Consider the following 13,027-nt stretch of genomic DNA (forward strand, 5'->3'; position numbering starts at 1 on the left):
TTAATGCACAAAATAATGCACAAATTAGCCTATACTATTTGCCTTTTATTTTCAATTGGATTGACAGCTCAAGAAAAGCCAATAGAGATTACAAAGATTTCTGAGCCTATTATTTTTGATGGTATAATTAATGAACCCATTTGGTTAAATGCAAGTTCTTTTACCTTAACCCGTCAAAGCCCGGATTATGGTACAAAACCTTCAGAGATAACTGAAGTTAGAATGGTTTATGACAGCAAGTTTATTTATGTAGCAACTAAACTATTTCATAAAAACACTTCCGAGATTCAAGATTTTTCCAAACAACGTGATGCAGGTGGTCCAAATGATTATATGGCGTTCGCGTTTGATGGTTATAGTGATAAAACTAATGGACAGGCATTTGCTACAACCCCTGCTGGTTTGAGATGGGATGCAGCATTGACATTTGATTCAAAAGGTATTTCTGTAAATGATAATTGGAATACCTATTGGGAAGTAAAAGTATCTAATGATGATAAAGGATGGTATGCAGAATTTAAAATCCCTTTGTCTAGTTTAAGGTTCAAAACAAATCAAGATGAAGTTTTAATGAACTTTATTGTTTGGAGAAAAATTGCATCAAAAAACGAGTTTTCAGTTTTTCCAGACTCAAAACCTGACTTTGGGGTCTATAGTTTTGCCAACATTTCTGTAGGCTATCCAATTAAATTTAAAAGAATAAAAAACAGTAATCCTATGTATGTAACACCATATTCTTTAGGAGGTTTGAGTGGAGATAAAGTTTTGAATAATACAAATACAGGGTTTGATACTGCTTCAAAATCAATTGTTGAAGCTGGTGTTGACTTCAAATATAGTTTATCGTCAGAGTTGACACTTGATGCTACAATAAATACTGATTTTGCTCAAGTAGAATCCGATAATTTTCAAGTAAATTTATCTAGGTCTTCACTTTTCTTTCCAGAAAAAAGAGAATTTTTTTTAGAACGAACGAACAATTTTTCTTTCACTTTTGACAATAACAACGACGTTTTTTATAGCCGAAGAATCGGTTTAGATAATGGTGAATTGACACGAATTTATGGAGGTGCAAGATTGGTTGGTCGAATTGGAAAATGGGATATTGGATTCTTGAATATGCAAACAGAAGACAAAATTAATAATGCTTCAAAAAATATTGGGCTGCTACGTTTCAAGAAACAAATTGGTAAATCAAATAGTTATTTTGGAGGAATTTTCACTTCTTCAATTGGCGATCAATCCAATCAATTTTATACCTATGGCCTTGATGCTCAATTTGTACTGCCTTTAAAAAGTTTTTTTAAAATTGCTACAGCAAAATCTATAGAAAACACAGTATCCAATACGTTAAGCAGTTCAGAAAATTTACGTTTTAACGCAAAAATAGAACTTCCTAGTCAAGCTGGATTATTTTATTCATTTGGTCATTCGATTATTGGGAACAAATACAATCCTGTTTTAGGTTTTGAAGAAAGAGGAAATATTAAATCATACAATTCCAATATAGGATATGCGCTTTTTGAAAAAAAATCAAAATCTATATTTAAGCATACTTTACAATGGACTTCTTATAAAATTGATGGTTTTCTGACAAATCAAAAAGAGTCTTTGGGGTCTGAATTGTTATACTATTTTGAATTGAAAATAGGTGCAGGTGTAGACATAAAACCTTATTATCGTGAAGAGAATCTATCAGCTCCATTGGTTCTTTCAGATAGAGTTTCAATTCCTATTGGGAACTATAGTTTCAAAGCCATTAATATTTTCTTATATTCTCCAACTGCCAAATCTATTCATGTTAATTCTTATATAGATTTAGGAACTTTCTATAATGGTTATAAAACTTCTTTTGGTTTTTTTGGTCGTTTTGATAAATCTAAATTTATTCAATTTCAAATGAACTATAAATATGACAGGGTAAATTTTGACCAAAGTTTGCCATCATTCGAAAATCATTTAGCTTCATTTACAACATTATTAAACTTTGACACAAAGTTAAGTATTAGTGGATTGGCTCAATATGACGACTTAAGCAAAAAAATTGGTACGAACATTCGTTTAAGATACAATACAAAAGAAGGAAATGATCTATATTTAGTAATGACCAACATTAATAATACAGATGTTTATAGACAAGTTCCAACATTACCAGCTCTACAAAGTTGGCTTTTTATAGCAAAATACAAACACACTTTTGCTTTTTAACTTCAATTAATTTTTATGAAAAAAATTATTTTTTTTATCGCTTTACATTTTATAACTAATAATTTAAACGCTCAAAAATTGAAGCCAGTACTCAATTTTTCAACAGCTCAAGAAATTATGAATGGTTGTCTAGAATACGCCAAAAGCAATAGTATGAACATGTGCATTGCTATTTATGATACAAACGCACAATTAGTTTGTTTTGCAAAAATGGACGGAGCAACAATAGGTTCAGCTAAAGTGGCGCAATGGAAAGGAATTTCAGCATCTACTTATCAATTTACGACGGAAGAAACATCAAAATGGAATGTACCGAATGCACCTGATATAGCTACAGTACCAGGAGGCATTTTAATAAAAGATAAAGATGGTAATGTAATTGGAAGTATTGGAGTATCAGGCTCAGCCTCAACCGATGATGTTAAATGTGCTGAAGCAGGACTGCTAACTATAAAATAAACTTATTTGGATTAACTTAAAGCAGTTAATAAGATTTATTAAACTAGTTTAAGTTTTTGTAGAACTGCTATTGTTTGATTTGCATAATATTAATAAAGTAAAATGATTGATTTAAAAAATAATTATCCAACCGTAGCGACTGAAGTAGTCGCATTTGATGATTTTTTGGCCAAAAAAAGTAATACTTTCAAGGAGCTTATTTCGCTTCCGGGATATTACTCCAAAAATGTGAATATTAAAATTGCTGCTAAATATCTTGATTTAGAAAGCCTAGTCGATGAAGAAAAAATAAAAATCATTGAAAGTAATAGTGGAAATCACTCCATTACTTGTATTCTTCAAACTTTAAAACAAAACCATAAAAGTATTATTACCGAACCCTTTACTTATTCGGCTTTTAAAACAATTGCTTTAAAGGAAGGTTATACTTTGCATGCGAGCGAATTTGATGATTGCGGACTTACCTTGAATGGTTTAGAAAAAACATTTGCTAAAACAAAATCAAAAGTAATTTATTTACAGCCCACCATACACAACCCAACATGTGTAGTGATGCCCTATGAAAGAAGAAAAAGCATAGCCGATTTTGCTCAAAAAAATGATATTTTAATTATTGAAGATGATGCTTACAGGTTTTTACATCCCAATCCACCGAAACGATTTTTAGATATTTTACCTGAGAATACCATACATATTTTCAGCTTGTCTAAACCCTTTAATTCATTTCTAAAAATGTCTTATATTATAGCGCCTAGTGATTATGAACTTGATATTAAAGAATGTATCCGATTGACCTCAAGCGGTAATTCTTCTATTTTGAAAGATGCTGCTGCTCATGTAATGGAAAACTCTTTTTTGAGTGAAATTATATTGGAAAAGCAAATGACTTGTATTGCATTAAAAAAAGAAGTTTTGCCTTTTTTTGAAGAGTTAAATTTTCAAACTTTTTCTACCAGCTTTCACTTTTGGGTTAAACTTCCTGAAGGAATAATTAGCGACAAATTGATTGCCGAACTTGAAAAAGAAAATATTGTAGTTGCCAATGGAAAAGATTTTTATGTCGGGGATACAAACGAAGGAGAAAAATATATCAGAGTAGCTTTAGGTACTGAAAAAAAAATAGAAAATATTAAGATCGCACTTTTGAAATTGTCTGAAATAATATTATGTAATAAAAATTTCAGAAATTAATACACATTAACTTAAAAAAATGAATACTGATTTAATCCTTAATAGCATTAATCAACATATAAAACTCGACAGCACTGAAACTGATTTTTTCATTTCACTTTTTGTTCCAAAACAATTGAAACGAAAGGAATTCTTACTGCAACCTGGCGAAATATGTGATACAGAAAATTTTATTATCAAAGGATGTCTACGTGTTTATTCAATAGACACCGATGGTGTTGAGCATATCATTATGTTTGGCACAGAGGGTTGGTGGATATGTGATTTTTACAGTTTTCTTACTAAAACACCCGCAACCTATTATATCGATGCATTAGAGGATACTGAGATAATACAAATCAGCAAAGAAAATCTTGATAAACTATACGAGAGAGTGCCAAAATTTGAGCGTTTTTTCAGAATCATTATACAAAACGCATTCATAAGTCTACAAAATAGAATTACCCAAAATTTATCCTGTACTGCTGAAGAGCGATATTTAGACTTTATAAAAAAACATCCAAAGTTAGAACAGAGACTTACACAAAAACAAGTTTCTGCCTATCTGGGTATTACTCCTGTGTTTTTAAGTATGCTCAGAAGAAGATTGTCTAATAACTAATTTGTTAAAGTAGTTGAATTTTTATTAATATACTTTTTATTTGCTTTGCTATAACAAAAATATTTAAAAATGAAAATTGCAATTATTTATCATAGTGGTTATGGTCACACAAAAATTGTAGCGGAACATATTTATCAGGGAGTTTTAATGATTACCAAAGATGTAAAATTGATTTCAATTCTTGAGGCACAGGTAGATTTTAATATTTTACATCAGGCAGATACTTTGGTTTTTGGTTGCCCTACTTATTTTGGTACAATATCCGCTGATTTTAAAAAATTTATGGAAGCTACAGGAGATTTTTGGTACTCACAAAAATGGAAAGACAAATTAGCAGCAGGATTTACCAACTCTTCCACGTTAAACGGAGATAAGTTAAATACCTTGCAACAACTCTCGATTTTTGCGGCGCAGCATAGCATGATATGGATATCCACAGGGATTTTGCCTAACCTAAAAAACAATATTGATTTTGAGCATCCTAACCCTTTGGCAAGTTATATGGGATTAATGACTTTATCTGACAATTCTATAAATGAATTAAATCCTCCAAAAGGTTTAGAAACAGCATTGCTATTTGGAAAGCGTATTGCCGAATTAACCATTCAATTTAAAAATTAAAAAAAAATCTTTATGAAAAAACAAATCTTTTATACCAATAACGATTGGACTGGACTATTTACTCGTTTAACTTTGGGAATAGTAGTACTCCCTCACGGTGCTCAAAAAATGTTAGGCTCCTTTGGAGGTTATGGCTTTTCCGGAAGCATGAACTTTTTTACCGAAACGGTAGGACTTCCTTGGATTATTGCCTTTATGGTATTAGTTATTGAATTTTTAGGTGCTATTTCGCTAATCCTTGGCTTTGCAAGTCGAATTTGGTCAATGCTTATGATAATACTGTTCATAGGTATTATCTTCACATATCATTCTGATAACGGTTTTTTTATGAATTGGTTCGGAAATCAAAAAGGTGAAGGTTATGAATATCACTTGTTAATCATTGGGTTGTCGATTGCAATATTACTAAACGGAAGTGGCAAATACTCAATTGATTCAATACTGAGTAACAAAGAAGAGGAATATTAAATTTAAAATTACATGGGTTTTCCGTGTGCGTAAAAATGTTATTCAGCGATAAGAAAAACAACTGCAAATAAATTTTCTTTAGGAAGAGTTAAATTATGTTGGTTTATAATTTAAAATGTTTCAGTAGTTCAAATACCACATTGCGTCTTAACTATCAATAAATTACAATACCACGGGAAATTCCTGTCATTACACAAATCTAATCTAACAATACATGAATAAAAATCCTGATTCTACTTATAAAATTCGCTTTACTGATTGTGATTTGTTAGGTCATTTGAATAATGCCCGATATATTGATTACTTTTTAAATGCTCGTGAAGATCATTTAAAAAATGAGTATGATTTAGATTTGCAATCTTACTATACAAAAAATTTAGGTTGGGTAGTTAGCCATCATGAAATAGCTTATTTGAAACCAGCTCGGTACAATGAAATTGTATTGATTCAATCTTCGCTATTTAATCTTGGTGAAGATTTTATCGAAGTTGAAATGGTAATGATGGATGAAAAAAAGCATTCTCTAAAAGCGATAATGAGAACTAAATTTACTTCGATAAATATTAAAACCGGTAAAAAGGAGATGCAACATCCAGAATTTATGCAGTGGGCTAATTTAGTTAAGAATTTAGGTATTGATAAACAATCAAACTTGAAATCGAGAATTGCCATACTAACTTCTAAATCAAACATATAAGTAGTAGCAATCATTGTAAAACGATACTCAAAACAATAAAAAAAAGACAAATGAAAAAAATAGGATTAGTAGGTGGAATTAGTTGGACTTCCACATTAGATTATTACAAATTTATAAACGAAGGTGTGAATATCAAATTGGGCGGACTAAATTTCGCCGAATGTATTATTTACTCTTTAAACTTTGGTGATATATATACTCAAAGTTGGGACAATTCTTATGAATTATTGCATAATGCCTGTAACAGTTTGAAGAAAAGTGGAGCAGAAGGAATTGCATTGTGTGCTAATACTGCACACCTTTATGCCGACAGACTGCAAGAAGAATTAAATATGCCAATCATTCATATTGTAGCCGAAACAGCAAAGAAAATAAATCAAAAAGGATTTAAAAAAATTGGGCTTCTTGGCACAAAGTTTACAATGGAAATGGATTTTTACAGAAATAAATTAGAAACTTTTGGACTTGAAGTTTTAGTTCCTGATGAACAAGAAACGAGAGATTATATTCAATTCACATTGAGAGAAGAATTAGGAATTGGTTTTATAAACCCTGAAACAAAAGAGAAGTATAAGGAAATTATAAAAAATTTAGTGCAAAAAGGAGCAGAATGTATTGTACTAGGCTGTACAGAAATTCCAATGTTAGTTAGCCAAGACGATTTTGAAATTCCTGTATTTGACACAACAAAAATACATTCAGAAGCAATAATTGATTTTATGCTGTCTTAATATAAGATAAACTACGAAACGATTACACCTGGCAAAAACAATCGATTATATAAGTCCCAAATTATTATGAAAAAAATTATTTTATCGATGAGTACAATTTGTGTCATTATGCTTTCTTGTAACAACGAAAATGATTTAACTGAAACGAATAATATAGAAAGAAAAATTCAATTTCATTTGTACACGACTAATGATTATAGTAATAATAATGACAGCATATTTTTTTCTGTATTTATTAAAAAAGTCAATAATCAAATTCTTTGGGATTCTACCTTGCAAGCGATCAAAATAAAGGATATACCTTACCAAGTAAATAAATTAATTATAAATAAAGTTGTGCCAAATAACGACACTTCTCTTTTAAAAGTTGGATTTAATTATGCCATTAAAAATGTTGGTTATAGTCAGTTTTTAGATACTTTAAGCAGTGGTAATAATTTCAAAATTGTAGATTTCAACTTCAATTAAAATTTCTAGTTAACCCACTTGAAAATGACAATTATCTATATAAACTTAATCTTATACAAACATTCTAGAATCTGACTTAAGATCGAGAACCTTATACTAAGTACTCAGTCTTAATATAATCGAAGATTATAGAAACTTATTAAGAAGATCCTATTGACAGTTAACAGCAATTTACCATAAAACTAATAATAACAAAAATGAAATATGAATTCTATGAAACTACTGTTAAGCATACAGTTAATTTTTTTAGCTAGTTTTTCGTATGGACAAACCAAGTATGAAAAGGACTTTAACGAATTTTGGACTGATGTAAATAACAATTATGCCTACTTTGATCAACAAAAAATTGATTGGAACAAAGTCAGAGAAATATATACTCCCCTTGTAAAACAAGTTACAAACAACAATGATTTCATTCGATTTATGGAAACAATGCTAAATGAATTTCATAATGGACACATTTCACTAAATACAAACTTAAACTCTTCAAACAAAATAATCCCTAGTGGACAAGATATGTTTGTGCAAAAACAAAATGACAGGTTCTTTGTTAAAGATTTACGCAAAGGATTTGGAGCAGATTTATCAGGCATAAAAATTGGCGATGAAGTTACTTTTTTTAATAATGAACCCATTCCTGAACAAATCAAAAAATTTTTACCAAAATATACAGAAAGTCATACAAAAGAAATGTATGAATATGCTTTGAATATGTTATTTGCAGGAACTCATAATGTCAAGAGAAAAATTACAATTAACCGAAATGGAAAACAGTTTTATTTTTTTCCAGACGAACTACAACCCCAAGAAGAAAGGTCGCTTATCGAAACCAAAATTCTTAATAAGACCACAGCATACATTAAATTCAACAATTCTATTGGTGATTTGAAAGTAATTGCAGAATTTGATAATGCAGTAGATGAATTTATTAATTATAAGAATATCATAATTGACTTAACGGAAACACCAAGTGGCGGAAATACAACAATTGCAAGATGTATTATGGGGAGATTTATTAGCAAAACTATGCCTTATCAGCTACATGAAGCTGATGAGAAAGAATTTCAAACACAAAGAAAATGGGTTGAATATGTTATTCCAAGAAAAGCGGAATTTAAGGGTAATTTATTTGTCATAGTTGGACATTGGACAGGAAGTATGGGAGAAGGCATTGCGATAGGTTTTGATGGACTTGAAAGGGCAAAAGTTATTGGAACAGAAATGGCAAAGCTGTTGGGAGCCATTGAAGGATTTACTATGACCGAAACGAAAATTGGTTTTCAAATTCCCACAGAAAGACTTTACCACATTAACGGGATGCCTAGAGAGAATTTTAAGCCTAAAATACCAACTCAAAATATCGATGAAACAATAAAAGAAATGAATAAAATAGATTGACGATAATAGTAAATAAATCAAGTATTAATCTTTGACATCTTATTGTGTTCTAAAAAAAATTATATGGGCTTATTAAAATACATAAACGCAGGAGACCTTTGCATTGCTTACGAGGAAAGCGGTAATACTGATGGTACACCGATTATATTGATGCACGGATTTCCATACGACATTAGAGCTTATGATGAAGTACTAAATTACTTATTAGCTAAAAACTGTAGAATAATTGTTCCCTACTTACGAGGTTATGGTCCGACAAAATTTTTATCTGACAACACTATTCGTAGTGGTCAGCAAGCTGCACTAGCTTACGATTTGATAGCACTAATGAATGCACTATCTATACAAAAAGCAATTGTAGGCGGTTATGACTGGGGCGGTCGAGCCTGTTGCATTGTTTCCGCACTTTTTCCTGAGCGCATTATTGGACTTGTGTCAATGGCTGGTTACAATATTCAAAACATCCCAAAATATACTGAACCCGATTACCCCGAAATTGAAATGCTCAATTGGTATCAATTTTACTTTCATAGTGAAAGAGGTCGCTTAGGTTTAACAAAGTATCGAAAAGAACTTTGCAGATTATTATGGTATAACTGGTCGCCTACATGGAAATTTGATGATGAAACATTTCATGCCTCAGCATTATCATTTGATAATCCTGACTTTGTTAACATAGTAATACATTCTTACAGACATCGTTATGGATTAGCGATTGGCGACCCAAAATTTGACGCAATCGAAAAAACTTTAGAACTGCAACCGACAATAAAAGTACCTTCTGTTATATTAGATGCTGAAGCAGATGGTGTTGAGCCAATTTCAGGAACGGGCAAGGATGAAGCTTTTTTTGTAAACGGTTACCAAAGAAGAATTATCAAAGGGGTTGGGCATAATTTGCCTCAAGAAGCGCCTATGTATTTTGCAGAAGCAATTTTAACATTTCTATAATGAATACCAATATTAAAAATATAGCTAATCGTTTGGTAGAACTAACGAGAAACAAGTTGTTTTTACAAGCGCAGTCAGAGTTATTTAGTGATAATGCTCAAAGCATAGAGCCTGAAAATTCGGGTAGAAATTCTGTTTTTGGACTTCAGGCAATGCAAGAGAAAGAGACAGCATTCCTCAATAATATTTTTAAATGGAATAGTATTAAAGTTTCTGAACCGACTTGCACCGAACGTTATTTTAGTATCAAAATGTATGTAGATGTTATACTAACCACTGGAAGACAAGTGATTGTAGATGAAATTATTATTTATGAAGTTGAAAACAACAAAATAATAAAAGAGCAATTTTTTTACTAACCATAAAATTCTGATGTGAAATGAAAATAAACAAAGAATTAGTTTCTGAAATGGAACATAAATTATTAGAGGCTATCAAAACCTCTAATGTGAGGATTCTTGAGGTAATGCTACATAATGATTTAGTATTCAATATCCCAAATGGTCAAATGGTAAATAAAGAGATGGATTTATCTGCCTATAAAAACGGACTAATGCAATTTGAAAATTTAGAATCAAGAATTGAAAAGATTCAGCTTTTTGATGATACAGCTATTGTAATATCTATGGCTAAAATTACAGGAAATCTGTTGGGAAATGAAGTTGACGATGAATTTCGCTATATGAGAGTTTGGAAATTTCATAATGAGTCTCTCAAAGTTATCGGAGGGAGTTGTCATCAATTATATTAATCAGCATTTAGGCAACGAAATAATAACTATTTAAAATTTGTAATTTAAAAAAATAATGAAAAAGATTTATTTATTAGCAATCTTGTTAACTAACATTATTAACGCACAAATCCAATTAGGAAATGACTTAAATGGTGATGCTCCCGGCATTTATTTCGGCACTGCAACAGCTATTTCTGGGGATGGTACAATTTTGGCGATTAGTGCCCCTGAGTACAACGGAAATGGAAATAAAAAGGGTGTTGTAAAAGTATATCAATACAGTAATGGATTATGGAATCTTTATGGAAATCCCATTGAAGGATTATCTGATTTGGAATATTCAGGGTCTAGTATTGCTCTCTCAAATAACGGAACTGTTTTGGCAATTTCTAGTCCTCAATATTATCAAAATATTCCGGGTGAAAATAAAGGTCAAGTAAAAGTTTACCAATTTAATAATGGGATTTGGGAGCAATATGGGAATCCTATTATTGGTTTAAATGACCAATATTTAGGAACTGCTGTTGCATTATCTGCGGATGCAAGTAGATTAGCTATCGGAATTAATGGTGGTGGTTTAGTTAAAGTTTTTACCCTTCAAAGTGGTTTATGGACTTCACTTGGAAATGACATTATTGGTGCTACTGATGATACTTTTTTTGGTTATAACTTAGATTTGTCTTCTGATGGAAGTACAATAGCCATTACAGATTTTAATATTACTCAAATGCCTGATAGGATTGGTAAAGTAAAAATATATTCTTTTAATAGTGGAAACTGGTCTCAAAAAGGAGCTTCAATAGATGGCGTGCTTTCTGAAGACGACGTACGTAAAAGTGTATCATTAAACAGCGATGGGTCAACTTTAGCCATAGGAATTGCAGGAAGTGATTTAAATAATTTGAATTCCGGAAAGGTACAAGTTTACAAATTTGTTGCTAATAACTGGTCTCAACAAGGTAATGATATTATTGGTTCAGGCGCTGAGGATGAATTTACCGGTTATACAGTTAAACTCTCTGCTGATGGTTTGACTTTATGCGTTGGTTCTCCGGGTTTCAACCAGCAAACGGGAAAAGCAACAATTTATAGGTATCAGAATTCAAGTTGGTCTCAAGTTGGTAATGAATTTACAGGTTCTGAAATTATTTCATTCTTAGGCTCTTCTTTTGCTCTTTCAAACAATAATATTCTCGCCATTTCGGCAATTTACAAAACCGTAAACAATGATGTTTACTCTGGTCAAGTGAAAGTTTTTAATGTGAATTCAGTATTAGGAACTAATGATTTGAATGAAGAACGAATAAAACTATACCCAAATCCCGCTAAGAACATTTTTTATATAGACGGCAACAATGATTTAAAATTTAAAGTAGTAACCATATATTCAATTACAGGTCAACTAATAGAAACGTATGAAATAAATGAAACTAACACTAACAATATAAACAGTTTGTCTAAAGGAATCTATTTTGTTGAATTAAAAGGTATCAATAATAATAAGCTAATAAAAAAACTAATTGTTGAGTAAGAAAACAAATATGTTAAAAATTCATCATTTAAATTGCGTTAAAATTGTTTCACCAATCAATGAAAATGTTTGCGGGCACTGTTTATTACTAGAGGAAAATCAAAAACTTATCTTAATAGACACAGGTATTGGGCTTCTTGATACATTAAATCCTTTTGAAAGAATTGGGAAAGACCTCATTGAAATAGTTGGTTATCGTTTTGACGAAAGCCAAACTGCTATTAGACAAATTGAAAGTTTAGGTTTAAATCCTAACAATGTTACAGACTGCATTATTTCTCATTTAGACAATGACCATATTGGAGGTTTAGCCGATTTTCCTAGCGCAACTGTCCATACAAGCATAGAAGAACTCAATAATTTTAATTCTAATAATCCAAGATATTTAAAACTTTCTTTAGCACATAATCCTGAAATTAGAACTTATTCAAAATCTGACTTTCGCTGGTTCGGATTTGAAGCTAGGAAAATAATTGCTGATATACAAACAGAGGTTTTTCTAATACCGCTATTTGGTCACACATTAGGGCATTGTGGCGTTGCAATAAAAACCAAAAACAGATGGTTGTTTTACGTTGCTGACGCTTACTACATGAGAATAGAGTTTACAGATCAACTACATCCTGTAAACGAATTAGCAAAAATACGTGCAGATGACAACGCTTTAAGAATAGCTACAGTTGATAAAATTCGTCAACTAGCGAAAGACCATCCAGAAATTGAAATTTTTGGATACCATGACATTGAGGAATTTGAACTTTATAAAGCCTAGATTATGACATATAAGTCAATAATTACAATTAGAACAAACAAATTAGTTAGAAGACATTAAAAATTATCAATCTTGAATTATTAAAGTTTCCGAAATATTGGCAACTGACCAAATTATTAGTCTATTGAAGGCATATCAATTGTCTCAGTAACGCTTCATCTAAAGGCAAAATATACAGGTCAAATTGTTGATGGGAAA

Annotated in this window: 15 protein-coding genes; all 15 read left to right on the plus strand. The window is 31.0% G+C overall.

All coding sequences use genetic code 11. From position 1 onward, the window contains the following. Nucleotides 1-15: 15 nt before the first annotated feature. Nucleotides 16-2,208, plus strand: coding sequence for a DUF5916 domain-containing protein (locus ACULEU_RS09945; protein WP_445452435.1), 2,193 nt, complete (start codon nucleotides 16-18; stop codon nucleotides 2,206-2,208). Nucleotides 2,209-2,286: 78 nt separating this feature from the next. After that, nucleotides 2,287-2,667, plus strand: a complete 381-nt coding sequence (locus tag ACULEU_RS09950; protein WP_445452436.1) for a GlcG/HbpS family heme-binding protein — start codon at nucleotides 2,287-2,289, stop codon at nucleotides 2,665-2,667. A 228-nt stretch (nucleotides 2,668-2,895) separates the two neighbouring features. Beyond that, the gene (locus tag ACULEU_RS09955) at nucleotides 2,896-3,858 is read left to right on the plus strand and encodes an aminotransferase class I/II-fold pyridoxal phosphate-dependent enzyme (RefSeq protein ID WP_445452437.1); all 963 of its coding nucleotides are present in this window, start codon (nucleotides 2,896-2,898) and stop codon (nucleotides 3,856-3,858) included. Between the two features lie 19 nt (nucleotides 3,859-3,877). Continuing rightward, on the plus strand, nucleotides 3,878-4,459 hold the full coding sequence (locus ACULEU_RS09960) for a Crp/Fnr family transcriptional regulator (RefSeq protein WP_445452438.1): 582 nt from the start codon (nucleotides 3,878-3,880) through the stop codon (nucleotides 4,457-4,459). 69 nt (nucleotides 4,460-4,528) lie between these two features. After that, nucleotides 4,529-5,080 carry a flavodoxin family protein gene (locus ACULEU_RS09965; RefSeq protein ID WP_445452439.1) on the plus strand — a complete coding sequence of 184 codons (552 nt, stop codon included), beginning with the start codon at nucleotides 4,529-4,531 and terminating at the stop codon, nucleotides 5,078-5,080. Nucleotides 5,081-5,092: 12 nt separating this feature from the next. Then, entirely contained in the window at nucleotides 5,093-5,548 is a 456-nt protein-coding gene (locus ACULEU_RS09970; protein ID WP_445452440.1) for a DoxX family protein, read from the plus strand. Nucleotides 5,549-5,762: 214 nt separating this feature from the next. Beyond that, nucleotides 5,763-6,245: an acyl-CoA thioesterase gene (locus ACULEU_RS09975; RefSeq protein WP_445452441.1), complete on the plus strand. Its 483-nt coding sequence runs from the start codon at nucleotides 5,763-5,765 to the stop codon at nucleotides 6,243-6,245. A 50-nt stretch (nucleotides 6,246-6,295) separates the two neighbouring features. Then, a complete protein-coding gene (locus tag ACULEU_RS09980; protein WP_445452442.1) occupies nucleotides 6,296-6,976 on the plus strand; it encodes an aspartate/glutamate racemase family protein in 681 nt (226 codons plus the stop codon). 66 nt (nucleotides 6,977-7,042) lie between these two features. Then, nucleotides 7,043-7,444, plus strand: a complete 402-nt coding sequence (locus ACULEU_RS09985; protein WP_445452443.1) for a hypothetical protein — start codon at nucleotides 7,043-7,045, stop codon at nucleotides 7,442-7,444. Nucleotides 7,445-7,657: 213 nt separating this feature from the next. After that, complete coding sequence (locus ACULEU_RS09990) at nucleotides 7,658-8,842, plus strand: S41 family peptidase (protein ID WP_445452444.1); 1,185 nt, start codon at nucleotides 7,658-7,660, stop codon at nucleotides 8,840-8,842. 63 nt (nucleotides 8,843-8,905) lie between these two features. Beyond that, nucleotides 8,906-9,793: an alpha/beta fold hydrolase gene (locus ACULEU_RS09995; RefSeq protein WP_445452445.1), complete on the plus strand. Its 888-nt coding sequence runs from the start codon at nucleotides 8,906-8,908 to the stop codon at nucleotides 9,791-9,793. Continuing rightward, entirely contained in the window at nucleotides 9,793-10,152 is a 360-nt protein-coding gene (locus tag ACULEU_RS10000) for a SnoaL-like domain-containing protein (protein ID WP_445452446.1), read from the plus strand. Before ACULEU_RS09995 ends, ACULEU_RS10000 begins: the two co-directional genes overlap by 1 nt. A 20-nt stretch (nucleotides 10,153-10,172) precedes the next feature. Next, nucleotides 10,173-10,544 (plus strand): nuclear transport factor 2 family protein, encoded by a 372-nt coding sequence (locus ACULEU_RS10005; RefSeq protein WP_445452447.1) that lies wholly within the window; start codon nucleotides 10,173-10,175, stop codon nucleotides 10,542-10,544. Nucleotides 10,545-10,599: 55 nt separating this feature from the next. Then, entirely contained in the window at nucleotides 10,600-12,057 is a 1,458-nt protein-coding gene (locus ACULEU_RS10010; RefSeq protein ID WP_445452448.1) for a T9SS type A sorting domain-containing protein, read from the plus strand. Next, nucleotides 12,050-12,829, plus strand: coding sequence for an MBL fold metallo-hydrolase (locus ACULEU_RS10015; RefSeq protein ID WP_445452449.1), 780 nt, complete (start codon nucleotides 12,050-12,052; stop codon nucleotides 12,827-12,829). Before ACULEU_RS10010 ends, ACULEU_RS10015 begins: the two co-directional genes overlap by 8 nt. Nucleotides 12,830-13,027 lie beyond the last annotated feature (198 nt).

This window comes from Flavobacterium sp. 25HG05S-40, from assembly GCF_052654735.1.